At 69.8% G+C, this 25,354-nt stretch carries 19 protein-coding genes; 2 read left to right on the top strand and 17 right to left on the bottom strand.

Annotation, left to right across the window (positions count from 1 at the left end; translation table 11 throughout):
• Positions 1-821: 821 nt before the first annotated feature.
• From NBY65_RS23810 to NBY65_RS23840, 7 genes are all read right to left on the bottom strand, one after another.
• On the bottom strand, positions 822-1,736 hold the full coding sequence (locus NBY65_RS23810) for an aldose epimerase family protein (RefSeq protein WP_150040767.1): 915 nt from the start codon (positions 1,734-1,736) through the stop codon (positions 822-824).
• Positions 1,733-3,088, bottom strand: a complete 1,356-nt coding sequence (locus NBY65_RS23815; protein ID WP_203330471.1) for an MFS transporter — start codon at positions 3,086-3,088, stop codon at positions 1,733-1,735. Before NBY65_RS23815 ends, NBY65_RS23810 begins: the two co-directional genes overlap by 4 nt.
• 56 nt (positions 3,089-3,144) lie before the next feature.
• Positions 3,145-4,023 (bottom strand): NAD(P)-dependent oxidoreductase, encoded by an 879-nt coding sequence (locus NBY65_RS23820; RefSeq protein WP_150040766.1) that lies wholly within the window; start codon positions 4,021-4,023, stop codon positions 3,145-3,147.
• Positions 4,020-5,453 (bottom strand): MFS transporter, encoded by a 1,434-nt coding sequence (locus NBY65_RS23825; protein WP_150040765.1) that lies wholly within the window; start codon positions 5,451-5,453, stop codon positions 4,020-4,022. The genes NBY65_RS23820 and NBY65_RS23825 overlap by 4 nt, the downstream gene beginning before the upstream one ends.
• Before the next feature lie 34 nt (positions 5,454-5,487).
• Complete coding sequence (locus NBY65_RS23830; protein ID WP_150040764.1) at positions 5,488-6,492, bottom strand: zinc-dependent alcohol dehydrogenase; 1,005 nt, start codon at positions 6,490-6,492, stop codon at positions 5,488-5,490.
• Positions 6,493-6,566: 74 nt separating this feature from the next.
• On the bottom strand, positions 6,567-7,448 hold the full coding sequence (locus tag NBY65_RS23835; RefSeq protein WP_275266296.1) for an aldolase: 882 nt from the start codon (positions 7,446-7,448) through the stop codon (positions 6,567-6,569).
• 23 nt (positions 7,449-7,471) lie between these two features.
• A complete protein-coding gene (locus tag NBY65_RS23840) occupies positions 7,472-8,419 on the bottom strand; it encodes a carbohydrate kinase family protein (protein WP_162530534.1) in 948 nt (315 codons plus the stop codon).
• A gap of 236 nt (positions 8,420-8,655) precedes the next feature.
• Here NBY65_RS23840 and NBY65_RS23845 point away from each other — a divergent pair, with 236 nt between their 5' ends.
• Positions 8,656-9,474, top strand: coding sequence for a DeoR/GlpR family DNA-binding transcription regulator (locus tag NBY65_RS23845; protein WP_162530533.1), 819 nt, complete (start codon positions 8,656-8,658; stop codon positions 9,472-9,474).
• Between the two features lie 51 nt (positions 9,475-9,525).
• Here the strand turns inward: NBY65_RS23845 and NBY65_RS23850 are convergent, their stop codons facing one another.
• The 8 genes from NBY65_RS23850 to NBY65_RS23885 all read right to left on the bottom strand — a co-directional run bounded on the left by NBY65_RS23850 (position 9,526) and on the right by NBY65_RS23885 (position 21,017).
• The gene (locus NBY65_RS23850) at positions 9,526-10,476 is read right to left on the bottom strand and encodes a S1C family serine protease (RefSeq protein WP_162530532.1); all 951 of its coding nucleotides are present in this window, start codon (positions 10,474-10,476) and stop codon (positions 9,526-9,528) included.
• A gap of 66 nt (positions 10,477-10,542) precedes the next feature.
• Positions 10,543-12,897, bottom strand: coding sequence for a helicase-related protein (locus NBY65_RS23855; protein ID WP_150040759.1), 2,355 nt, complete (start codon positions 12,895-12,897; stop codon positions 10,543-10,545).
• A 212-nt stretch (positions 12,898-13,109) separates the two neighbouring features.
• Positions 13,110-14,165, bottom strand: coding sequence for a substrate-binding domain-containing protein (locus tag NBY65_RS23860; protein WP_162530531.1), 1,056 nt, complete (start codon positions 14,163-14,165; stop codon positions 13,110-13,112).
• 113 nt (positions 14,166-14,278) lie between these two features.
• A complete protein-coding gene (locus tag NBY65_RS23865; RefSeq protein ID WP_150040757.1) occupies positions 14,279-15,631 on the bottom strand; it encodes an MFS transporter in 1,353 nt (450 codons plus the stop codon).
• 78 nt (positions 15,632-15,709) lie between these two features.
• Positions 15,710-16,753 carry a sialidase family protein gene (locus NBY65_RS23870; protein WP_150040756.1) on the bottom strand — a complete coding sequence of 348 codons (1,044 nt, stop codon included), beginning with the start codon at positions 16,751-16,753 and terminating at the stop codon, positions 15,710-15,712.
• 32 nt (positions 16,754-16,785) lie between these two features.
• Positions 16,786-17,721, bottom strand: coding sequence for a dihydrodipicolinate synthase family protein (locus NBY65_RS23875; RefSeq protein WP_150040755.1), 936 nt, complete (start codon positions 17,719-17,721; stop codon positions 16,786-16,788).
• 20 nt (positions 17,722-17,741) lie between these two features.
• Positions 17,742-19,391 carry a signal transduction protein gene (locus tag NBY65_RS23880; RefSeq protein ID WP_150040754.1) on the bottom strand — a complete coding sequence of 550 codons (1,650 nt, stop codon included), beginning with the start codon at positions 19,389-19,391 and terminating at the stop codon, positions 17,742-17,744.
• Positions 19,392-19,409: 18 nt separating this feature from the next.
• The gene (locus NBY65_RS23885; RefSeq protein WP_150040753.1) at positions 19,410-21,017 is read right to left on the bottom strand and encodes an FGGY-family carbohydrate kinase; all 1,608 of its coding nucleotides are present in this window, start codon (positions 21,015-21,017) and stop codon (positions 19,410-19,412) included.
• A 194-nt stretch (positions 21,018-21,211) separates the two neighbouring features.
• Between NBY65_RS23885 and NBY65_RS23890 the strand changes: the two genes are divergently transcribed.
• Positions 21,212-22,072 carry a polysaccharide lyase gene (locus NBY65_RS23890; protein WP_150040752.1) on the top strand — a complete coding sequence of 287 codons (861 nt, stop codon included), beginning with the start codon at positions 21,212-21,214 and terminating at the stop codon, positions 22,070-22,072.
• On the opposite strand, the gene NBY65_RS23895 is transcribed toward NBY65_RS23890, so the two are convergent.
• Both NBY65_RS23895 and NBY65_RS23900 read right to left on the bottom strand, forming a co-directional pair.
• Positions 22,018-23,619: a glycosyltransferase gene (locus NBY65_RS23895; protein WP_150040751.1), complete on the bottom strand. Its 1,602-nt coding sequence runs from the start codon at positions 23,617-23,619 to the stop codon at positions 22,018-22,020. The two genes, NBY65_RS23890 and NBY65_RS23895, sit on opposite strands and share 55 nt — an antisense overlap.
• Complete coding sequence (locus NBY65_RS23900) at positions 23,619-25,157, bottom strand: PilZ domain-containing protein (protein WP_150040750.1); 1,539 nt, start codon at positions 25,155-25,157, stop codon at positions 23,619-23,621. Before NBY65_RS23900 ends, NBY65_RS23895 begins: the two co-directional genes overlap by 1 nt.
• Between the last annotated feature and the right edge of the window lie 197 nt (positions 25,158-25,354).

Here is a 25,354-nt window from a genome sequence, read left to right on the forward strand (position 1 = left end):
GGTAACCCGGTTTTGCCGTTCCCGCTGTGCGTCAAGCGATGCAAGCCACGAGGTCGCCCTGAGACCAGATAGAAATGGAGTGGGCATAAAATACTCGTGCGCTGGGACCGGCTTCTGGTCCGGCTGCAGCCGCCGCCATGGGAAATGCCTCTCGTTTGGGAGGCGGGACGCACAGGCGATCATTTTGGTTGTTATTCTCTCTTTGCGGGTGGCCTGGATCTCGCCGTTGTGTGGACGCGGGAGCTGATGGCGACGGTCGGAGCACAGACGGGCATTGTCAAACTATCGGCATCTAGTGTCATGATTGTGAATTTCCTGCGATTCTGGTGATGGGCAAGGTTGCGGTAGCGATCGAGTTGACGGCGGTGGAGCGGCGGAAGTTGGAATCGCAGGCGCGGACGCACAAGGCCGGACAGGCGATGGCACAGCGGGGCGGGAAAACAAGGCGATCGCCCCGGGACGCCGCGCAAGATCGGTGATGACGCGATTGCCGAGACCATTCGGCTGCCCCTGGAAGCGACGCCGTCCGATGCCACGCACTGGTCGCTGCGCTCGAGGGCAAAGCGGTGGGCTACGCGCCGTCGACCATCCACCGCATCTGGCGGGCCTTCGGACTGTGCCGAGCCACGCGATGCCGGTGCGATTCATCGGCGTCGGACAGCGCGATGCTGTCCGATCCCGACATCGTGAAAAGAAGTGATGATGGAGATACAGGTTTTCCGGAAGTCATGCCTGGTCATGGCAATGCAAATCGTTGCCGGCGTCGGACATGGCGGCATCCGGCGCCGGCAATCGAACAGGCCAGCCAGACTCGACTCAGGTCACGCCGTGCCCTTGATCACCCACTGAGTCCTCACCATCAGGGGCGCCCCAGGCAGTACCAGCCGGGGCGCGGTGTTCACGCCGTCCGGTGGTCCCGAAAGCGGTTCGACGCAGGTGGCATCGGGCTGCTTGTCAAACACCACCATCGACGCGACATCGGCGCCCATGTCCAGCACCAGCCGATCCGGCCAGAGCAGGCGCGCCTGCATCCGGTTGGCGAAACCGAAGCAATCATCCCAGGGACCGGGGCGCGGCGGGATACGCCGGCCGGTCGGCAACTCGTCCGTGCCCGGCTCCTCCTGCCAGTCGGCGGCGAAATCGACCCGCAGCCGCGTCGCTTCCTCTCCCGGCGGCACGGGGCCGCTTTCCCCGGCGGCGCCGAGCCATTTGCGGAACCAGGGATGCCAGCCCGCCGCGGCGGGAAAGGCGACATCCCGGGCCGCCACCGTCAGCGTCATCTCCAGCGCTTCCGGTCGCAGCGTGACCCGCTGCGTCACCTCGCCCGGCCAGGGCCATGGTTTGGTCAGCCCGAAACGCAGCAGCGCCGACTGCCCGTCGGCGTCCACCACCTCCCAGGGGGCGAAGCAGGCCATGCCGTGCAGGGCGTGCGGCGGCTTGTTTACCGGCAGCACATGGGTCTGCCCGGCATGGCCCAGCCTGCCTTCACGCAGCCGCCCGACCCAGGGGATCATCGGGAAGCACCCGTACTGGAAGGCGCGGCGCTCCGGTGTCCAGGGGCGCAGCAACTCCACCCCGCCGGCGGCGAGCGAGACCAGCCGCCCGCCATCAGCCGGGCAGAGCGTGGCCGAGAGCGACCCGGCGGCGAGGCGCAGCATCTCTCCGCGCGGCCCTGGCCAGGGGGCGTCGAAGGCCTGGCGCACGGCGAGGTACGGATTGGCGGGCAGGGCGGTCATGGCATGATCCCCGCATTGGCGAGGCCCGTGGCGGGCTGCGCGGCCGGGGTTTCCCGGATCAGCAGCACGCAGATGAAGGACAGCAGCGCGACCAGCGCAACATAGCCGGCGACGAGCCAGGGCAGGCCCTCGCCGAGCCCCAGCAACCAGGCCGCGATCAGCGGCGTCAGCCCGCCCAGGATCGCCGACATCTGGTAGGCGAAGGACAGCCCGGTATAGCGCACCCGCGTGCCGAACATCTGCGCGAACAGGGTCGGCTGCACCGCGAACATCGCCGTCGGCCCAAGGTTGTAGACCAGGATGAAGGCGAGGCAGACCAGGGCCGCTTCCTCGCGGCCGAGCAGGGCGAAGAAGGGGAAGATCAGCAGCAGCGTCGCCATCGCTCCGGCCAGGTAGATCTTCCGCTGGCCGACCCGGTCGGACAGCAGTCCGAACAGCGGGCAGGTGACGATGCCGATTGCCGAGGCGATCAGCATGCCGGTGAGCGGCAGGTCCCGGCCGCGCCCGAGCTGCGTCGCCACATAGGCAATGCCAAAGGCGTTGACGGTGTTCGACGACACGGTCTCGGCCAGGCGGGCGCCGAGGGCGAGCACGATGTTGCGTGGATGGTGCCGCAGCAGCAGCACGATCGGCAGCGTTGCCCGGGTTGCCGGCGCCACCGCCTCGCGCGCCCGCGCGGCACGGAAATCGGGTGTTTCCTCGACGTGCAGCCGGATCAGCATGCCCACCACCAGCATCACCGCCGACAGCAGGAACGGCACTCGCCAACCCCAGGACAGGAAGGTCGCCTCGCTCATCGTGCCGGCGCAGAGCGCGAATACGCCGGTGGCCAGCATGATGCCGGCCGAGGCCGCGGTCTGTGGCAGCGAACCGAGGAAGCCACGCCGGTGCGCGGGGGCCGATTCGATCGTCATCAGCGCCGCGCCGCCATACTCGCCGCCCAGGCCGAAGCCCTGGATCAGCCGCAGCATCACCAGCAGTGCCGGGGCCAGCAGGCCGACGTCGTGATAGGTGGGCAGCACCCCGATCAGGAAAGTGGAGCCACCGGTGATCAGCAGGGTGGCGATCAGGGTCGCCTTGCGCCCGACCAGGTCGCCGTAATGGCCGAACACCAGGCCACCGATCGGGCGGGCGAAGAATCCCACGCCGAAGGTGGCGAAGGCGGCGATGGTGGCGGTGCCGGGGTCGGAGGCAGGGAAGAACAGACGGCCGAACACCAGCCCCGCGGCGGTGCCGAAGATGAAGAAGTCATACCATTCGAGCAGTGCCCCGGCGAAGCTCGCGGCGACCACGCGCCGCAATTGCCGCGTCGTGAGCTCGGGTGCCGTGCCGTCGATGTGGCTCGTGGACACCGGGAATCCTCCTGTGGTGCGGGGGCCGGTCGATGCCGGCCCCCGTCATTGTCGTTTCAGGCCGGACGCGGCCCGAGCGGCACCGCCACCGCCGCGGCGTCCTGCGCGCCGAGCCCGGCGGCACGGGCGAGGGAGAAGACCGACAGCGCGGCCGCCGCCACCGGCGTCGGCACGCCCCGGCGCGCGGCGGTATCGACAGAAAGCCGCACGTCCTTGGTGGCGAGATCCACGGCGAAGCGCGGCGCGAAATCCGCCGCCGCCATCCAGCCAAGCCGGATATCGGCCTGCACCGACCAGCCGCCGGTGGTCTTCAGCGCGGCGGTGAAGGTGTCGTCGGCGATGCCGGTGGCACGCGCGAGCTGCAATCCCTCGGCCAGCACGACGAGGTTGGTCATGCCGACCAGGTTCGAGATCAGCTTGAACATGGTCGCGCCTTCGGGCGATCCCATGTCGAAGACGGTGCTGGCCATCTGCGCCAGCACCGGCCGCAGCGTCTCCAGCAACGATGGATCGTCGGCACCAAAGAACACCGGGATCTCGCCCCGCTCGGCCATGGCCGGCGTCTTACCGAGGGTGCAGGCGGCGAAGCGCGCGCGTCCGCCGGCCGCGACCAGGGTGGCGATGCGCCGCGAGGTCGCCGGATCGACGGTGGACAGATCGACCGCGATCGCGCCCTCGCGCAGTCGCGCGGCGTGGTCCTGCCAGAACGCCTCGGCCAGTTCCGGCGTGGGCAGGCAGGTGAAGGCGATGTCGGCGCCGGCGATGGCCGCGCCGGCATCGCCGGCGGCGACCGCGCCCTGTGCCACCGCGCGGGCCACCGCCGCTTCGGCCAGGTCGTGCACCAGCACGCGCCAGGGGCCGGCGGCGAGGCGACGCGCCACCGCGCCGCCCATCGCGCCCAGGCCGATGAAGCCGAGAGTCAGAGAGGGAGTCATGCCACGTTCTCCTGCCGCACGCGGGCCAGCACCGCCGCGTCCTCGGCATCGACCGGTGCGCCGATCGGCTCCCAGTCGATCAGGGCGCAGGTCAGGAAGCCCACCGCCGGCACCAGTGCCAGCCAGTAGAAGGCGTCGGTGCCCAGGGCCTGCCAGACGATCGGCCAGAAGATCAGCCCGGCGATGGCGCCCGAGCGCATGATGGCGCGGGCGAAGCCGACGCCGGCCGGGCGGATCGAGGGCGGGTAGGAGAGGGTGGCGATGGTCATGCCGAGCCCGCCCGGCCCCGAGGAATGGAAGAAGATGATGGCGCCGAGCAGTGACAGCGCGAACCACGGGTTCGACTTGCCGATCCAGCCCAGGGTCAGCAGCGCCAGCACCACCAGCCCGAAGCCGACCATCGACTGCCGGCGCGCGCCGAAGCGGCGCACCACCAGCGAACCGATGGCGCCCCCGGTGATGCCGCACAGCGCGTTCACCGCCGCCGAGCCCCACAAGGCGTTGCTGAGCCCGCCTGCCAGGATGCCGGCCAGGGTCAGCGGCAGGTAGACGCCGACCGCGTTGTACTGCCAGGCCTGCATGGTGGCGACGACGCAGCCGAGCATGGTGCGCCGGCGATAGGGCGGCTGGAACAGCACCCCATAGGCGCCGCGGATGCGCACCGTGTCGGGGCGGGCGGCCTGGATGTCGGGGGCCAGCTCGGCCGCCACGCCGTAGCGGTCGCGCAGGATGCGGCAGGATTCGTCGAAGCGGTTGGTGCGAGCCGCCCACATGGCGGATTCGCCGATGAACACCCAGCGCAGCAGCATCACCAGCGCGCCGAAGCCCGCGCCGATCAGGATGGTCATTCGCCAGAGCTGCGGGTCGGGCACCTCGGCGGTGTGCAGCGGCAGCAGCACCAGGAACACCACCGTGGTGGAGAGATACCAGCCCATCTGCCAGAGATTGACCGAGGTGCCGGAATGCTTCGACGACGCGCCGCGCAGTTCCGCGACGGCGCTGGTCGCGAGCGGGAAGTCGATGCCGAGCCCGAGCCCCATGATGATGCGGCAGGCCAGCAGCATCCACAGGTCGGAGGCGAAGGCCACCGCCCCCGCGCCTAGGGTGCACAGGCCCATGCCGATGACGAAGGCGCGGCGTTGCCCGAAGGCGTTGATGACCCGGTTGGCGAGCAGCCCGCCGATCAGGGCGGCCACCAGCACCGAGGCGTTGATGGTGGCGGCGAAGCCCGGCGAGATGCCGAACTCGGCGGCGATGTATTTGTTGCCGAAGCCGATGGTGGCGGCCTGGTAGGCATCGATCAGGATGCCGCCCAGGGCGATCAGCGTGACCAGCAGGCCGGAGTGCCGGGCAGGATGGGTGTTGACCAGGTCCACCACGTCCTGCGGGCACCGGATGAGGCTGGGCGTTCCGACGGTTGTCGTGCTCATCTGCGTTTCCTGTGCGCGGTCGCCGCGCGTTGCCTCAGTCGAAGGCGATCATGACCTTGATGGAGGAGGGCTCGCGGGCGCGCGCATAGGCGGCTTCCGCCTGCTCGACCGGGAAGACATCGGTGATCAGGGCGGAGGTGTCGAACGCCCCCGATTCCAGCCAGCCGATCGCCGCGTCGAAATCACCGGGCACGTACATGCCGGAGCTGAGCAGGTCGCGCTCGAAACGCTGCATCATCGGCAGGGGGATTTCACGCGGGCCGGTCGGCACGCCCATGCAGATCACCGTGCCGCCCGCCACCACGCGGGTGCAGGCTTCGGTCAGCGTGGCCTGGGCCGCCACCACGTCGATCACGCCGGTGAACTTCTCGGCGGCATCCAGCCCGCCCGGGGCGACGGCGCGATGGGCGCCGAGCGTGCAGGCGAGGTCGCGCTTGCGTGGTTCGGGCTCGATCACGGTGATGCGGCCGGCCCCCATGATGCGCAGCGCCTGTACGATGGACAGTCCGATGGTGCCGGCGCCGATCACCAGCACGTCCTCGCGGCAGGGCACCGGCAGGCGGCTGATGCAGTGATGCGCGCAGGCGGCCGGCTCGGCGAAGGCAAGCACGGACAGGCTCAGGTTGCGTGCGGCGACATGCAGGTTGCGCGCCGGCACCACCAGCGAGGAGCGGCCAAAGCCCGGGGCGCGGAACCCCGCCACCTGCGGCGGTTCGCAGAGGTTGAAGCGGCCGGCGCGGCAGGCGCGGCACTGCAGGCAGGGCATGATCGGGTCGGCCACCACATGGTCGCCGACCGCGACCGAAGTAACTGCCGCGCCCAGTTCGACCACCCGCGCCGAGATCTCGTGGCCGGTCACCATCGGCGGCTTGGCAAAGGGATGATGGCCGTCGAGCACATGCAGTTCCGAACCGCAGATGCCCAGATGCGACAGCGCGAGGCGTACCTCGTCTGGTCGCAGCGGTGGCGGCTCCATCTCGACCTTGCGGCAGGCGACAACGCCGAGTCCGGTGAACTCGACCTGCGAAACCGTGATCATTGGGTCCTCCAGCACGTCCCCGGGGCGGGCCCCGGTGTCTTATGTGGTGGTGTGGTGTGTGGTCCGGCGCTGCTTCAGCGGCGCGCCATCGCCTCGTCGACGATCTCGCCGAGCCGCCGCAGCCGCGGCATCGACACGTCCTGCAGCATCGTCGGCATGTCCTCGGCGCCCACCACCGAGGCCCAGACCGCGCGGCCGGCGAGGAAGCCCGAGGCGCCCGCCGCCATCGCCGCGCGCACGGCGCGGCCGAAGATGTCGGCCGGCACGCCCGAGGACAGGATCACCCAGGGCATGGCGATCCGTTCGCCGAGCCGGGCGCAGGCATCGCGCAGCACCGGCATCGGCCCTTTGCCGGCCAGCGGCATCTCGACCTTGTAGAGGTCGGCGCCGCTGTGACCGAGTTCCCGCGCCGCCGCAAGGATTGCTGCCTCGCGGTCGAAGCCGGCGCCGCGGCGCGGCGGGCGCACCACCGGCTCGATGATCGAGACCAGCCCGGCGGCGTGGCAACGGGCGACGAAGGCCGCCACCATTTCCTGGCGTGCCTCGGCCGGTTCGTCGGCGCGCCACAGCACCAGCAGCTTCAGCGCCACCGCCCCGGCGGCGCGCATCGCCGCCGGATCGACCGCCATGTCGATGCGCACGTCATCGACCGGAATGCCGTTGCCCGGCAGGAATTCGTCGGCGGCGACGATCAGGCCGCATCCCGGCGCGATCACCCTCTCGGCCAGGATGCGATCAAGGCAGAACTGGCGATCGACCAGCGTCGCCGAGGCATGGGGCGAGAGCAGCTTCGCGGCCTGCAGCTTGAAGTCGGTCAGCACGGCGTCGGACACGGGCGCCGGGGTGCCGGCGGCGGCGAACATCAGACGCAGCGCCTCGCGCTGGTCGATGGCAAGCATCGCGAACCCCCCGGAGGGGCGCGCGAGATCGGAGAGACGGGCGGCAGGGGCGGTCACGGGGGGCTCCTTGGCAATCGCGTTCATCGGGCCTGCGCCTCCAGCGCGCGGGCCAGTTCCTCAAGGCCGGGCACGGCCGAGCGGCCATCCAGGCCCCGGCAGGACAGGGCGGCGGTGGCATTGGCCTCCGCCAGCGCCGCCGGCCAGTCGCGGCCGCGGCAAAGGGCGGAAAGCAGGGCGCCGTGGAACACGTCGCCGGCCCCGAGGGTGGACCTGACCTCGACGCCGCGATGCGCCGGCACGGCGACGCGGCCGGCCGGCCGGGCGGGATCGAAGCGCTCGCTCCACCAGGCGATCGATCCCTGTGCGCCGTTGGTGGCCACCACGGCGGCGGCACCTTCGGTCAGCGCGCGTGCGGCCGCCGTTTCGATGCCGGCGGCGGTGTGCGGCAATGCGTAGCGGCGCGTCAGCGCCTCGGTGGTGGGGGCGTAGAGGTCGAGCCCCGCCAGCGTCAGCCCGGCCACCGGATTGCCGGCATCGACGCAAAGTCGTGGCCGGGCGGCGAGGCGATCGAGGCAGGCGCGGGCAGGCGCGAAGCCGAGATGGTCGGCATGTACCCACTCGGCCGCTGCGATCATTTCGATGGCGCGCGGACCGAACGTCTCGATCGGCGGCAAGGGCGGCACCGCGAGGGTGGAGATGGCGCGGGTCTGCCGCTCCTGGGAAATCACCACGCAGGAAGCCTGGGTCGGCGTCGCCGGATCTTCCAGCACCGCCGAGACATCCACGCCCTCGGCGGCGAGCAGGCGCAAGGCCGTTTCGCCCGCGGAATCCCGGCCGACGCGGCCGATGAAGGCGACCTGGATGCCCTGGCGGGCCAGCACCACGGCGGCATTGGCGGCGGGGCCGCCACCGGCGATTCGCACCTCTTCGCCGACGATGCGTTCGTCGGCCTCGGGGTAGCGAGGGACCAGGGCGAGGGCGTCGAGCGTCACCACGCCCACGCACACGACACGCACAGGACCGTGCATCGTTTCCTTCTTGCTCTTAAGGAGCATCGTTATGATCAGGACGGTACAGAAACCGAAAATTGATGTCCATATACAAACATGATTTGGGCTTAAATGTTAGTTTGCGCACAAATTTGCCGGAAAAAGGCCCCGCAACCCTGATCAGAGACAGCGATGTTGGCCAGGCTTGTGCGATGAGGTACAAAATCAGACCCGCCCTTGCCGGGCAGGCCCGGGAAAGTAAGGAGCGATCTCCCATGCTGACGGACAAGCTGCGCTACCGCGACGCCCCGCAGCGTCGCGCCGCCATCCTGGACCACCTGCGGGTCACCGGCTTCGTGACGGTCAGCGAGGTGGCGGAGCGGCTCGGCGTCTCGGAAATGACGGTCCGGCGCGACGCACGGCGGCTGCACGAGGAAGGCGAGGCGATTTCACTGCGCGGGGCCTTGCGCCTGCCCGCCGCGCCGGGCGCGGAGGAGGAGACCGACGACGAATACCGGCGGCGTGAACGCGTCGCCAACGCCGCCAAGGCGGCGATCGGCAAGGCGGCGGCGGCGGAGATCCGGTCCGGCGATGTGGTGGCGATCGACGCCGGCACCACCGCCTGCCAGGTGGCGGCCGCGCTGCCGGCGGATTTCGCCGGCACGGTGGTCACCCATTCCGTGCCGGTGCTCAATCTCCTGCTCGAACGCCCCGCCGCGACCGCCATCGCCCTCGGGGGCGATCTCTATCGCCCCAGCCGCGCGCTGGTCGGCTCCGCGACCGTCGAGGCGGTGCGTCGGTTGAAGGTTCGCACCTTCTATCTCGGGGCCGCGGCGGCGGACCTGAGCGGCATCTATGCCGCGGCGGATGTCGAATCGCTGGTCAAGCAGACCTTGATGAGCATCGCCGATCGGGTGGTGCTGGTGCTCGATCACCTGAAGTTCGAGGCCACCGCGCCGGTGCGACTGTGTAGCTGGGATGCGCTGGAAATGGTGGTGTCCGATCAACCGCCGCCGCCGCCGATCGCCGGCTTGCTGCAGCAGAGGCAGATCCGCCTGCTGGTATCCCCCGCTGGCGTGGCCGCGGCGTCCTGACACGCCCGGTGCCGGCGTCGCGCACCATTCCGGCGCGACCGCGACGATGCGTCAGTCCTCGGCGTCCGGCGTGATGGTCAGGCGCATCCGCTCGGCCCGCCGCAGCAGATCAAGCGGCAAGGGCACGCCCGCCCGCTCCGGCGACAGCACGGCATAGAGCGCATCGGTGCCGGGCAGCGGGATGCCGTCGAGGGCCAGCAGCACGTCGCCGGCCTGCAGCCCGGCGCGCGCGGCCGGCCCCTTTTCGGTCGTGCCGGTGACCAGGACGCCGGATCCCTGCTCGATCCCGTGATGGCGGCGTAGGCGCTGCAACAGCGGGACGGTCTGCACCGACAGGCCGAGCCTCGCGCGCCGGATCCGGCCGTCGCGCATCAGCGCGGTCGCGACCAGCACGGCGGTGTCGATGCCGACGGCGAAGCAAATGCCTTGGGCGCCACCGATCATGGCGGTGGCGATGCCGACGACCGCGCCGGTGGAGTCCACCAGGGGACCGCCGGAGTTGCCCGGGTTGAGCGCGGCATCGGTCTGGATCACCGATGGGATCGGCCTGCCATCCCGCGCCCGTAGGGTCCGGCCGAGGCCGGAGACGATGCCGGCGGTGACGGTTGCCTGGAACCCGAACGGGTTGCCGATGGCCATGACGAGCTGGCCGACCCGCAGCCCGGCACTGCGGCCCAGCCTGGCATGCTCGAAGCGCTCGCCTTCCAGGCGCAGCACGGCGAGGTCGGTGGCGGGATCGTCCCCGACCAGGCGGGCGACGACGCTGCGTCCGTCCGGCAAGGTGGCGGTGAGAGCGGTGGCGTTGCCAACGACATGGCTGTTGGTCAGCGCGTAGCCGTCAGGGGTGAAGACCACGCCGGACCCGCTTCCGGCGGGGCGGCCGTTGCGATGCGTGGTGACATGGAGCACCGCCGGCGCGGTGCGTTCCACGGCGTCGGCGATGGTTTGGGAGAAAGGTTCCAGGGTATCGAGGGGCATGACCGCGGGGAGATGGCGCGGCAACGTTCCCGGATCAGGCCGGCCAAATGGGGGAGGGGCGGGGCGTGCGCAGTGCGCCGGCCCGGCTCATCAGCGCCGGCGTCGTCCCGGACGCTGCTGCCCGAGGGGCTTGCCCCCGCCGGGCTTGCCTCCGCCCGCCTTGCCACGCTGGCCTCCGCCCCGGCCCCGCTTGCCGCCGGGGGCATCGGCCCCGCCCGATACCGCCCGTACCCGGCCGGAGGGCCGCGCGGCCAGCACCGCCTCGATCCACTCGTTCAGGCGGTGGCTTTCGGCCAGGGCGCCGTCGATGTCACGGTAGATGTCGGGAAACCGCAGCGCCATCCAGCGCCAGGCGACCAGGCGGCGGTGCACCCGCTCGGCCATCTGCAACGCGTCCTGGCTGGCGCGGTCCGGGGCGGGAAGATACCCCGCCAGCGGCGGCACCACCGCCCGGCCCAGGCTGTGCTCGACCGCCCAGCCCGCCAGCCGCTCGATGCCTTCGTCACGCTCGTCCACCGGGCACATGGCGTAGGTCCAGCGGTCCAGCAGCGGCAAGGTCCGCACCCCATCCACCGCCTCGGCGATGGCGACCTGCGTCGACAGATCGCCCAGCCGATAATTCGGGTCGTCGCGCCGCAGCACCGACCGCTCGATCCGGCGCAGCGTGCCGAACAGGCTGTCGGTGCCGATCTCGGCGGCCACCGCGGCGATGATTTCGGTATCGGGCGCGACCGGCGGGCGCAGGTCCTCCGGCGCCTGCGGCCCGGCGGCCAGGGCATGGGCGATCTCCGCCGGATCACCGCCGCCGCGCAGCACCGCGACGATTCCCTCTGCGTGCTCGCCGCCGAAGCGCCCGGCACGGCCGCCGATCTGCTTGATCTCCTGCACCGACAACGGCCGGTCCTGCTGGCCGTCCCATTTCGTCAGCGCGGAGAACACCACCCGGCGCAGCGGGCCGATATTGAGCCCCATGCCGATGGCATCGGTCGCCACCAGCACCTCGGCCTCGCCCTCGCGGAAGCGCCTGGCCTCGGCGCGCCGCACCGTCGGCCCGAGCGCCCCGTACACCACCGCCACGCTGCGGCCGCGCCGGAGCAGCTCGGCGCGCAGGGCGAAGACCTCGCGGCGGGAAAAGGCTATCACCGCGTCGCCACGGCCGATATCGGCCAGCGGCACCGGCTCCGGCGCCGCCGCCAGCGGGCCCATGCGCTCCAGCCGCATCTCTTCCAGCGGATCGCCGCACAGCCGGGCGATGCGCCGGACCATCGGCGCCGCGTCCGGGGCGCCCAGCACGATCACCGTGCGCGCCGGCACGCCCATCAGGGCGGCGGTCCAGGCCGGGCCGCGCTCGGTGTCGCCCAGCATCTGCACCTCGTCGATCACCGCCACGTCGACCGGGGTGCGGAACGGGCACATCTCCACCGTCGCGGCGGTGTGGCGGCTGCCGGGGACGCGGATGCGCTCCTCGCCGGTCAGCAGAGAGGTGGGCACGCCGCGCCCTTCCAGCGCCTCGCGGTATTCATGCGCCAGCAGCCGCAGCGGCCCGAGCGCGATGCCGCTCTCCGCCTCGGCCAGCCGGGTCAGGCCGAAATGCGTCTTGCCCGAATTGGTCGGCCCCAGGCAGGCGATGATCCGCCGCTCCAGGGCGCGGGCGGTGGCGAAATGGGCGGCATAGCGATCGAGCCCCGCCACCCGCGCGACCGCGGCGTTGCTGACCCGCCGCGTGCCGGGCCGGGGCTCTTCCTGTGCCGGCGTCGGCGCGTCGGCCTCGCGCCAGGCTGGCACGGCCGGCCGCAGCGCCTCCAGGGCGGCGGGATCGAATTCCGGCTCGCGCACCCGGCGCGGGCCGCGGCGGACTTCCACCTCGCGGGCAATGGGGATGCGGCCGACCCGGATCCAGCGTGCCGCCTCGTCCCGGCTGCAGCCGAGCAGGCCCGGCACCGACTCGGCGCCGACCAGGGAGGACTCCCAGGCCTTCAGCCGGCGCTCTTCCTCCGCCCGGGTCTCGCGCGCCGCCCGCGCCGCGGCGCGGCGTTCGTTGCGGCGGGTCCGCTCGGCGTCCACCGCGCGCCCGGCGAAGGCATCGGCGTCCCGGTCGGCCAGGGCGAAGGCCTCGGCCACCAGCAGGGCACACAGCTCCACCGCTTCCAGGCCGGGGGCGCCGGACGTGGTCCGCGGCAGGTCTTCCAGCGCGGCGGCCAGCGCCGTTTCCGGGCTGCCATAGGTGACGAGCCGGGCCTTCACCGCCGCACGCAACGCCTCCATGAGCTCGGCATCGCCGGAGGCCGGGTCGTGCAGGCGCTCGACCGCGGCATCCAGGTCGTCCCGGCGCGCGGGCAAGGCCCTGGCCTGCTTCGCCAGATCCGGCAGGCGACCGCGCCAGGTACGGCGACGCGCGTCGAGTCCGGCGACGTCCAGGGTGGCGGATGAAGGGCGTTGGCCCATGATGGTCTCCTGTTGGGGCGGCCGGACAATCTCGCGTTCAGCGGCGCGGGTCAAAGCCGGGCCGCGATCGCGGGGCGCTGCCCCGCCCCCGCCAGGAGGCTTTGCCTCCTGGACCTCCACCAAGGGCTTCGCCCTTGGAACCCGCCGCGCAGCGCGAATTGGGGTGCAGGGGTCCCCTGACCCTTGCCGGGTCAAGGGCGGAGCCCTTGCCTTTATCCTGCGTCCGGGACCACCAGCGTTGGCCGAGGCAGTGCCACGGCGGCCTGTGGGTCGTTCCGGATCATCAGCGACACCGGCAGGATCTCCGGCTGGGCGTCCATGGCCTCGCCGGCGATGCGCCGTTGCAGCAGGTGGAAGGCGTGTTCGGCCAGTGCCGCTTCGTCCTGCCGGATGGACAGCACCCGGTTCGGCAGGAAGTCCAGCATCGGGTGGTCGTCGAATGTGCCGATGAGCAGGTCGGCGGGGATCGCGCCTGTCCGCTGCTTCAGGCAGGCGAGCATGCCTTCGAGAATCAGCAGGGACGAACACAGGAAAGCCGAAGGCACCCGTCCCAGGGTGGTGATGGCGCGGGCGGCCAGGTCGCGTCCCCCTTCGGTCAGGTCGGTGCGGACCTGATGGATCAGGCCGGCGCCGTCGCCCAGCCCGGCATCATGGCAGGCAGCCAGGAACCCGAGCCGCCGCGCGGCAATGCTGGGCAGGTCGGGATTGGCGCACAGGAAGATCACCGGCTCTGTCGCGCGCGCCAGCATGCCGCGCGTCACCTGCACCGCGCCGCCGAAATTGTCGCTCGCCACGGCCGGCCAGGGCAGTTTCGGATAGGCACGGTCGATGATGACGAGTGGCGGCAGGCGCTTGCCGAAGGCGCGCTCGTAGGTGGGGCGCGCGGCGGGGGCGACGATCAGCCCGTCCACGCCGCGGCCGATCAGCGTCTCGATCGCGCGGGTCTCCGCCTCGGCGTCTTCGCGGGTTGAGGCGGTGAGCAGCACCAGCTGGTGCGCGGCGCAGAGCCGTTCCAGCCCGGCCATCAGGCGGGCGAAGAAAACATTGTTGATTTCGGGGATCACCAGCCCGATCGCGTCGCTGCGCTTTACCTTCAGGCTGCGGGCGGCGTGGTTGAGCACGTAGCCGTGCTTGCCCACGTAATCGAGGATGGCTTTCTGCGTGGCGGCGCTGATGCGGTACTTGCCGGCCTGGCCATTGGTGACAAGCCGCACGGTCGTCACGGAGAACCCGGTGGCCCGGGCGATGTCGTCGATCGTCTTCGGCATGGCCGGCCCCTCATGTCCAGTCGGGGGAAACACTGCGCTTATGCGCGAGACCCGGGGCGAGGGCAAGTTTGGCCGGATGCGGCGGCACGGGCCGTGCCGCCGCATCGCGGCACTTACTCGGCGCTGAGATCGCGCCGCGAGGTTTCCGGCGCCAGGAAGCCGGCGACCACGGAGATCAGGGCAGTGATCACGACGTAGCTGGCGACCCAGGTCCAGCCGTTGTTGTCGGCAGCGCTGAGTGCCTTGGCGATGAAGGGGGTGAAGCCGCCGGCGACGATCGCGCCGAGCTGCGCCCCGATCGCGGCGCCGCTGTAGCGCGTGCGCGGGCCGAACAGTTCGGTGAAGAAGGCCGGCTCGACCGCGTTGATGGCATTGTGGCCGATATTGATCAGCAGCACGTAGCCCAGGAACATCAGCGCGAAGTTGTTCGTCTCCAGCATGTAGAAGAACGGGAAGGCCCCCAGCACCGCCACCAGCGCGCCGAAGATGTAGACCGGCCGCCGCCCGACCTTGTCGGAGATGGCGCCGAACAGCGCATGCATCGGGAAGGCCAGCACGCAGGTCGCCATCACCACGCCGAGCATGGTCTGCTTCGACACGCCGAGCTGCGTGGTCGCGTAGGAAACGGCGAAGACGGTGGCCAGGAAGAAGGGCACGCTCTCGGCGAAGCGCAGCACCATGATCAGCACCAGCTTGCGCCAGGAGTCACGGAACACCTCGGTGACCGGGGATTCCGTGCGCTTGGCGACCTGGGCCTGGGTGGCCTGGAAGATCGGCGTCTCCTCGATTTGCGAGCGGATATAGAGGCCGACGGCGACCAGCACCGCGCTGATCAGGAAGGGCACGCGCCAGCCCCAGCTCAGCATCTGGTCCTCGGGCAGCAGCGCGACCAGGGCGAACAGGCCGGTGGCGAGCAACTGACCGGAGAAGCCGCCGGTTTGCGGGATCGAGCCCAGCATGCCACGGCGCCCAGGTGGTGCGCTTTCGATCACCACCAGCATGGCGCCGCCCCACTCGCCACCGACCACCAGGCCTTGCAGGAAGCGCAGCACCACCAGCAGGATCGGTGCCCAGATACCGATCTGCGCATAGGTCGGCAGCGCGCCCACCAGGAAGGTGGCCATGCCCATGCCGCAGAGCGTGATCACCAGCGTGCGCTTGCGGCCGATGGTGTCGCCGAGATGGCCGAAGATCAGGCCGCCGAGCGGCCGGGCCACGAAGCCGACGCCGAAGGTGGCGAAGGCGGCGAGGGTGCCGGCCAGCGGGCTCACCGTCGGGAAGAACAGCTTGCCGAAGACCAGGGCCGCGGCCAGGCCGTAGACCAGGAAATCATAAAACTCGATCGTGTTGCCGATCCAACTGGACACCACCACGCGGGTGACGGCCTTGCGGCTGAGCGCCGGGGGCGCGGCCGCGGGAGCCTGGGTCAGCTCCGCCGGGATGGCGGTCGCGGTCGTACTTGACATTTCTCCACCTTCAGCCTTTGCGGCCGTCTTGATGTTGTCAATGGAAGCAGTCGCCACGCCACTGGTCGCCGGCGCGGCTCATGTCGTGATGTCCACCACGGCGCAGGCGATGTTTTCGCGCCGCACCGTGTAGGTGACATGCAGCCGGTTGCCGTCGGCGATGATGGCGGGATAGGAGAACTCGCCCTCGCGGGTTTCGAGATGCAGCGGTTCGGACCAGCTCGCCCCGTTATCCTCGGAGCAGAGCAGCGACAGCGGCGTGCGGCTGGCCCAGTTGCCCGTGACCGGGTTGCAGGCCAGCACCAGCCGGCCGCCGCCGGGATGGGCCAGGTCGATGCCGCTGTTGTTATTCGGCAGGGATGTCGGATAGGCCTCGCACCAGCTGCGCCCGCCATCGCGGGAGTCGCTGCGGTAGATCACGCCACGCGTGCTGCGCAGGAGCATGTGCACATGCCCTGCCGGAAATTCCCAGAGCGTCGGCTGGATCACGCCGTCCCAGGCGAAGACGCGCGCCGGGTCGGTCTCCCACAGCGCCGCCTCGGCCAGTCCGCTCCAGGCTTCGGCCGGACGGCTGCCGGGGGGCACGTGGCGCAGCGGCACCGGATGAAACGCCCAGCTTCCCCCGCGATCGGGCGAACGATCCACGAAGGCATCCCAGGTGGTCGGCGTCTCGATGGAGCCGGGGGCGAGCCAGTCGCCATTGGCAAGCCGCAGCAGCTTGTTGCGGACCGGACCGCGCGGGCGCGCGTCGCCGGGCACGAGGGCGGCGGGGGCGGACCAGGTCTCGCCACCGTCGCGGGAGAGGGCGAGGCGCGTGATCCAGTGATGCACGTCCGGCCCGACCTTGTAGAACAGCAGCAGCGCCTCGCCGCTGTCGTGCAGCACCGGGTTCCAGTGCGCGAGCCCCGGTTCGGCCAGGATGCGCCGCGGCGTCCCCCACTGCCCGTCCTGGCACGTCATTGTCCAGATCGCGGTGTCGCCGGCCCCCTCGGTGGTGCCGGCGAAGAAGGCGACATGGATGGTACCGTCGGGACGGCGCACCAGGGTCGAGGCATGGCAGTTGCGGAACAGCCCGTGTGCGGGCGGCAGCAGCAACGCCTGGTTCTTCAGAATGAGCCGCATCGCCGTGCCTCCACCTGTCGTGCAGCTTTCGTTCAGGGAAGGTGCAGTGCCTGCTTCACGTCCTCGCCCAGCGCCAGCATCTGGCGCATGGTGCTGGCTTCGTGGGTGGTGAAGTAGCCATTGGCTTCCCGCGCACGGCAGCGCGTGCTGGCGAAGGTGCCGATGCTGGTGTGGTAGTCCTTCGCCGAGACCGGGTAGCTCAGCGTTTCCGCCAGCGCCGCCACCGAGAGGTAGTTCTGCAAGCGCTCGGCGGTTTCCGGGGAGTCGCGCCAGTGCTCGTAGAGCCAGACGTAGAGGTCGGGATGGAAATTCGCCATGACCCCGGAATAGCCGTGCGCCCCCGCCTGCAGCGAGCCGAGCAGGGTCTGGCTGTTGGCGTTGGCGATGCGCAGCCGCGAGCCTTGCACCAGCGCGAGGCGCTGGCGGATGCGTGGCAGGCTGCAGCAGGTGTCCTTGATGAAGGTGAAGCGGTTGCTGGCGGCGCACCAGCGGATCACCTCGTCCGAGAGCAGCCGCTTGCTCGGGTAGGGGCATTCGTAGATGCCGAGATCGAGCGAGGCATCGGTGGCGGCGGTGATGCGCTCCAGGCTGCGCAGCACCCGGTCGTCCCCTTCGGCCGGCATGGCGAGGCGGTTGCTGATCAGGATGACGCCGTCCACGCCGCAGGCGGCGATGGCGTTGATCTGGTCGATCTGCTGGCTGGCCGCCGCGGCGGTGTGGCCGGAGGCGACCACGGGGACGCGCCCGGCCACGTGGTCGACGACGAAGCGGACGAGGCGCTGGGTCTCGGCGTCGCTGAGGAAGAAGATCTCGCTCGACTGGCAGGCGGCGAACAGGCCGTGCACGCCGGCGGCGATGTACCAGTCGATCAGTTTCGCGAGCGAGCCGTAATCGATTTCACCGTCGTCGTCGAACGGCGTCAGCATCACCGGCCAGACGCCGTGGTATTTGTCGTTGGGGCGCGTCATGGCGTCCGACCTTTCCCCGCTCACAGCCACCCGGCCACTTCGCCCGCGGCGAACACGGTGATGCCCTGGGTCAGCGCCTGCGCGATGAAGGCGCGGGTGACGTCGTGCAACTGCGCTTCCGGCACATAGGCGATGGTGATGTGGTTGCTCTCGTGGCCTGCCATCAACTGATCGCGGCCGACGCCGTCGAGCACGGCATTCAGCAGCGGCCATTCGGCGGTGGTGGCGGCGCGGCGCCGCTCGAACTCCGCTTCGGGCAGTTCGATGGCGTGGCCGGTGCCGACATGCATCACCACCCCGGTGCCCTGGTAATGCGCGCGCGCCCACAGCAGGCGGCCGGCCTTGCCCTGGCCGGCGATGGTCGCGCCGCCCTTGGGGAAATACATCGGCGGCTGGCGATAGCCGGTGGCGCCAGCGATGCCACCCTTGAGATGCTCGAAGGGCACGGCGCCGGAGATCTCGAAATCCCAGACGAATTCGCCTTCGTACTCGCTGCCCCAGCGAATGTCGTGCAGCGTGGTCTCCGCCGGCAGGCCAAGCGAGGTGAGCAGGCGCCACATCATTACCGCGGGGATGGCGTGGCCCATGTCGACTTCATTGATGCAGGGGATCGGCGCCCCCGGCCGGATGACACCGCCATTTTCACCGGGGATCGGGAAGCGTTCGCTCGAGCCGATGGCGCCTTCCGCGAAGTCGGAGGCGGCGCAGGATTGCGCCAGTCCCTGCTGGTACTGTACGCCGATGGCCGAGAGGCCGAAGCGCTCCGCCGTCCGCGCCATGGCGATCAGCATCGCGCATTGCTCCAGCACCTGCTCGCGCGTCAGCTCGGTCGCAGAATCGGTACCGAAGGTGAAGCGCATGCCGCGCGCTTCGTACCAGGCGAGGCAGGCTTCGCGCAGCTCCGCCGGCACCTTCGCCATTTCCACCAGCAGCGCCGACTGCGACAGGCCCTCCATCGGGATGCCGATATCGACCAGGGCCTTCTGCGGGAACACGCCGTTGATCATGCCCATGCAGAAGGTGTCGAACAGGCCGATGATCTCCTTGTGGCGAAGGATCCATTCGCCGACCTGCTTGCCGGCCTGTCCCGCCTCGGTTGCCAGCAGGGGATGCGTGGCGTCGATCGGCGTGAGATAGGACAGGTCGTGCTCGAGCCGGCCGGTGGCCAGCCAGGTGTCGAGCCCGGCCAGGAAGGCGTCGTCGTCGAACTCGACCGACCACAGGCGCGAGCAGGGCTTCCCGAGGCTGGTCAGCGTGCCGGCCATGCACAGCATGCCGACGAGGCCCGGCCAGGTGCCGTCGAAATTGGCGAGCAGCAGGATCGGGCCACGGTGATGCGCGAGGCTGGGGGCCAGGTGGTGCGAATACTGCCACGCCGTCAGCAGCACGATCACCGGTGCCTCGGGATCAATGCCGGCGAAGACGTCGCTGCCCTCGCGCTGGCTGGCGATGAAGCCGTGCCCGGCCTCGGTCTTGACCGGGTGGGCGCGGCGGACCTGCCGGCCGAAGCGCTGTTGCAGCGCCGCGGTCAGGCGGGCTTCGTATTTTTCCTGCACCGGCCAGCAGGTTCGGTTGGCCGGTTCCCGCAGGTCGGCATTGGTGACCAGCAGGACCTCATCCGGCCGGACCGGTGTCGGAACGGGGGAGGCAGGCAGGCGGAGCGTCAGCATGGGGGCACCCGGAAGGGATCAGGAGTGGGAAAGGTTTTCGCCCGCGCGCGTCATCGCCTCGCGGTGGCGGCGCGCCTCGTCGTACAGGGCGAGATAGACGGCGTATTTGGCGTCGTGGAAGGCACGCGCCTGCGGCCGGGCCGCGACCACCGGGCCGGGCCGGGTCATCGCCGCGGCCGCGGCGGGCAGGTCGGGGAAGGCGCCCGAGGCCGCCGCGCCGAGCAGCGCCGCGCCGAGCGTCACCGCATCCTCGTCGGTGGCGAGCTGCAGGTCGCAGCCGGTGGCATCGGCATGCTCGCGCAGCCACAGCGGATTGCGCGTGCCGCCGCCGCAGATGACCAGGCGTTCCACGCGGTGTCCGGCGGCGCGCATCGCCTCGATGACATGGCGGGTGCCATAGGCGAGGCCCTGCAGCGTTGCCAGGTACAGCCGTGCCAGCGTGTCCTGTCCGCTTTCCAGCGTCAGGCCGACGACCACGCCGCGGGCCTCGGCGTCGGCCCGCGGCGAGCGGTTGCCGTGATGGTCGCCGAGCACGTGCAGATGGCGGGTCGGCCAGGGCTCGCGTTGTTCCAGCGCCGCGACCCACTCGTTGAGCACGTCATACGGGGTTGCGGTACGCGCGCGCGCGGCGGCTTCCAGTTCCGGCCACAGCGCGCTGCCGCGCAACGTCCAGTCGAGCAGCGCGCCGGCGGCGCTCTGGCCGCCTTCGTTCAGCCAGAGCCCGGGCAGCAGCGCGCCCCAGTATGGGCCCCAGACGCCGGGCACCATGATCGGGGCGGGGCTCACGATCATGTGGCAGGCCGAGGTGCCGGCGATGATGGCCAGCGCGCCTTCCGGCGCCGCACCGATCAGCGCGAGCGCGCCGGCATGGGCATCGATGATCCCCGTCGCGACCGGCACGCCGGCGGGCAGGCCGAAGGCGGTGGCGGCTTCGACGCCGAGACCGCCGGCGGGGACGCCGAGGGGGCGGATCTGCGGCGGCACGTGGGCGGGCAGCCAGTCCAGGCCCACCGCGCGCAGCAGCGTGTCGCTGAACCGGCCCTCATGCGCGAGATAGTTCCATTTGCAGGTCAGCGTGCAGACGCTGGCCACGTCGGCGCCGGTCGCGCGCCACACCAGATAGTCGGCGAGGTCGAAGAAGCGCCGTACCTGCCGTACCTGATCGGGAAGATGGCGCTGCAGCCACAGGATCTTCGGCAGCTCCATTTCCAGGCTGACCTCGCCGCCGACATAGGCGAGCGCCGGATCGCGCGTGGCGTTGATCTCGGCCGCTTCGGCGCCGGCGCGGTGATCCATCCACATGACGATGTCGCGGGCGGGATCGCCGTCGGTGGCGACCGAGACGGGCGCACCGCCCGCGCCGACCGCCACCAGCGAGCAGGTCGCGTCGATGCCGATGCCGCCGACCGTGGCGGGATCGATGCCGGCACCCGCTACCGCCTCGCGCACCGCGGCGCAGAGCTGGGCCCAGATATCGGCCGAGGACTGCTCGACGACATTGGGGGCAGGGTGGAATTGCCGGATCGGGCGGGTCGCGAAGGCCAGTCGGGCACCATCCTGCCCGAACACGCCGGCGCGCACGCTCCCTGATCCGACATCTATACCGATGAACGCGTTCGTGCCCATGCGAGCCGCCGCTTTATGAAGTGCTAATTCGAGTTAGCAAGCTACGCGACCGATTTTGGGCTGGCAAGTGGTTTCGTGAAGGACAGTTGAATGACGCGATGTCGGAACGGGATTCGGCGTTGTCCGGGAAGTCGCTTGCCGGCCGCCCCGGAGGGACGATAACGAAGGCAACCAGAAGAATGCGGACGCAGCACGTGAACTCTCCCTTCAACCTCGGCCGGGCCTTCCGTGCGATCACGCTGGGCGTCCTGGCTACGATACCGTTCTACCCCCGCAGCGCGTGGGCGCAGGCGGGCACGACGGCAACGGTGGAATCGGTCTGTGCTTCGCTGTATCGGTTCAAAACGAAACTCGATCTGGCCGCAGCGATGTCAGGTGCCGATTCGCGCGTCAGCCATCGTTGGGGGGAAGCGAATGCCACGGTCACTGGATCATCGTCGTCCGGCGGTCCAGTACTTCGGGTCACCTATCCCATAGGGTCGATCAATCCCGGCAATGCCATGGCGCCAGTGGGCGGGGCGGGGTTTCAGCTCCAGCTACCGGACCACGCCGATGCCGGCTGCCTGAGCTACCGGGTTCGCTTTGCTCCAGGCTTCGACTTCGCCAAGGGCGGCAAGTTGCCCGGATTGTATGGCGGGGTGGACCAGCGTGGCTGCGTCGCGCCGGGCCCGGCATCGGGTTTCTCGGCGAGACTGATGTGGCGCGCCGGTGGGATGGGTGAACTTTACCTCTATGCGCCCGGGCGGACCACCCGGTGTGGCGAGAGCATTGCCCGGGGGGCATGGCGCTTCACGCCAGGGACCTGGATCGGAGTGACCGAGGAGGTGATTGCCAACGCGCCCGGGCGGAGCGATGGCGTGATCCGTGTCTGGATCGATGGCAAGCGTGTTGTCGAGCAGATCGGGCTGGTGCTCCGCGACAGCTCCGGGATCGGGGTGGACGGGCTGCTCTTTTCCACGTTCTTCGGCGGCAGCGATCCGGGCTGGGCTTCCCCCCGCGATCAGTATGCGGAGTTCGGTGATTTCACGCTGTGGACTGGCCGTACATTGCCCTGAAGCAGATCCATGATGCCGGCCGGCGGAACCGGCTTGGGACCGGTCTCCGTCACCCCCGCCAGCATGGCCATGCCGAGCAGGAACAGTCCGACCTGAACCGCCATCATCAGATCCGAGGCAAGACGCGCGGGATCCCCCTGCCGCGTCGGTCCGGCGCCAACCTTCTGGCGGGTCCATTTCTGCCGGTCCGGATGATGGAAGGCGTGGATCTTGACCGCGGCGCCGACGATCTGGTGGTAGTACAGGATCAGCGGGAACATGGGATGGAAGCGACCCGCAATCGTAAAATAGACGCCGCAGACCGCCGTGCGGGTCACCAGGACCCAGAGAGGATAATAGACCAGGCAATACGGATCGCGCAGCAGCGCGCCGAGCAGCATCGTCGTGAGCCCGACGAAGCTCGTCCAGGGCGACAGGCGCTGATCGAGAAGACACAGCCAGATGAACCAGCCGCAGCGCCGGGGGCCGAGGCCGAGGGCGCGGCCGTTGTTGCGGGCCATGTTTCCGTACCAGCGCAGCATCAGGGTGATGCTGTCCGGCACGAATTTTCCGGTCGGTGGTTCCTCGATGTTGTAGACGGCGACATCGGGCACATAGAGCATCTCCCAGCCATGGCGCAGCACGGTGAACCAGGTGCTCTTGTCATCACCCGTCACCATGGTGATGCGGCCAAGCCGCCAATGGTCGATCTCGTCATGCGCGATCGCGAGGATGAAATCGGGGGACGTGGCGATCTCGGCCCGGAAGACGGAGAACCGCCCGGTGAGCACCAGCAGCCTGCGCGAGAGACTGAGTGAATTCATGAGGCAGGTGCGCTGGGTCAGTCGCACGCGGTACCATTCGCGGATCAGGGCATGGCCTGCGACCAGCGGGATGTTGTCCGTGGTTACGGCGCCCACGCGCGGCATCGCCGCCAGCACCGAGCAGGTGCGCGAGAGCGTGCCGGAGCTGAGCAGTGTATCGCCGTCCATCAGTACGACCTGGGCACCCGGCAGGGGATGTTGCGCGGCGATTGCCTCCAGCGCTTCCGCCATGGCACTCCGTTTGCCGGTGCCCGTCTGCGCGATGATGCGCAGCGTGGTGCCTTCGGGAAGCGCATCGCAGTTTCGGAACATCTGGCCGATGATCTGCGCGTCGGCGGGGTCGGTGATGCAGGCGACAATGAAGGCCGGCACGCCGATGCGCTGGATTTCGTCGAACAGCTTTCCATAGACCAGCACGTTGGTGGCCGTCTTCATCCGGTAGCTGGTCACCAGGACAAACAGGCTGCGGGGCGGCGGCTGGAGCTCGGCGGCGCGGCGAATGCGGGGGAACACCAGCCAGCGGTAGATCAGCGCCCGCAGGAGATGCAGCCCGCCCCAGCTCCAGCGCCAGAGCCCGATGATGCCGACGCCGAGCACGAGACCCCATGTGGCATGATCCGGCAATTCACGGGGCAGCAACGCCATGAGCAGCAGCAGCATGGCCGCATGCACCAGCGCGCCGAGAACCGCGGTGCCGGGTGGCGAATATTCGTGATACCCGGCCGGCAGATCGCGGCGCGGCATCAATCCTGCCCTGGGTGAGCCACGGTTTTCAGCAGCCAGCCGAATCCGGGAATGCTCCGCAGCACCATGTCGAACCCGACCGGCGCCATCAGCAGGGCGGGCTGGCCCGTTGCCGCCGCTTGGGCATCCTGGTCCAGCGCCACGGTCACCAGTCCGTAGTCGTTGAGGGTACGCAGCGTGTCCGGCAGTCCGATGCGCCCGGTATTGCCCGCATTGTAGGTCACGACGATGACGTTGCCGCCCACCGGGTTATCCCGGTCCGGCAGGAACACCTTCACGCGCTGGCCAACGCGAATGAACTTCATGCGGCTGGTTACGATCAGCGTATCGACCTGCCTCCCTGCCGCCATTTCCCGCCCCAGGGTGGCGATCTGAATGCCCGCGCTGACGAAGGTGCCATCCGCGGCCTGCACCCCGGTCACGGTGCAGTCGCAGGGCGACGGCACGGGCCGCCGCGCCACCTGGGCCTTGGCGACGACCTCCAGTTGGTCGCGCTGGGTCCGTAATTCCTGCAGCTCCCGGGCGATGTCTTCCGGGGACGCCTGCGTCGAGCGGCCGTCGCTGACGAAGCGCCCCTGCTTCGCATCTTCCAGCCGGGCGCGCGCGGCTTCCTCGTTTGCCCGCGCGGCGGCGCGTGCCCGCAGGTGCTGCTGCAGCGCAACCTCTTCCTGGTCCGCGCGCAGATAGGAAAGCCAGCCGGCCTTTGCCATCTGCAACACCCGCTGGAAGGTGCGCTCCTGTGCGGCTACCTGCCGTTCGATCGCCTCGCGTTCGTCGGCTGCCGCCTTTACCTGTGCTTCGGCCGTACGCAGGAGATTCCTGAATCCCGCCTGCGCGGACGCGAGCATTTCGGAACGCTGGTCGATCTGTGCCTGCAGGACGATGACCTTGCCTCTCGCGTCAGCCTGCGCCTGCGCCGGCACCGAGGGTTCGATTTCCCCCAGCACCTGGCCCTGGTGCACCGGCTGCCCGGGGCGGAGGCCGGCCAGGTGAAGGAGTCCGGCCTCCGGTGCACGCAGGAGATACAGCTCCCCGGCGATCGCGCCGTAATCCGAGTACACAACCATCCGGCTGGAAATCACATAGAGGGCAAGGCCGATGACGAGAGCGCCTCCCCCGAGAAGGACAAGGACGAGCCGAAGCCGGGCGAGGAGGCTCAGCAGGCGCCCGGGCAGCGGGGCGGCAGACCGGGGTCGTTCCTCGGCGGCAATGGGCTGGAACAACCTTTGCAGGGGCAATGCCTCGCCGCGCAGGTAGCCCGCGACCAGGGAGTCGAGCAGGCGCGCCTGATCGGGCGTGAGGTCGACGAAGCGGACGCCGTAGCTCTGGTCATCATGGCTCCACACCGTCCTGAAGGCCACCTCGACCGTGACATTGAAGCCGGACATGTCGAAGGTCAGTCTGGCCTGCCGGACTTCGCCGGGCATGAGGGCCAGGGTGTCGCTCGTGAGACACAGGCCGCCGGGCCCCCAGTCGGACGCACGACAGCGGATGCCATCGACTTCCACGTCGATCGGTAGCGGGATGCGCGGATGCATCCGCTTCCCGCTGGGGCTGTGCAAGGAGGCGCTCCGCTGGTCGATGGAAAACCTGTCCGGTGGCACCGGCCCGTCCACTAACGTTTCGATTCCATTGCGGTTTCATCCTTTCTGGAAACGTTCACAGCATATAAGGCAGCCGGCCCAGTACAGCAATTCTTCATAACAAAAGACGATCTTGCGTGATTTGATTTCAT

The sequence above is a fragment of the Rhodovastum atsumiense genome, from assembly GCF_937425535.1.
Taxonomy (GTDB): Bacteria; Pseudomonadota; Alphaproteobacteria; order Acetobacterales; family Acetobacteraceae; genus Rhodovastum; species Rhodovastum atsumiense.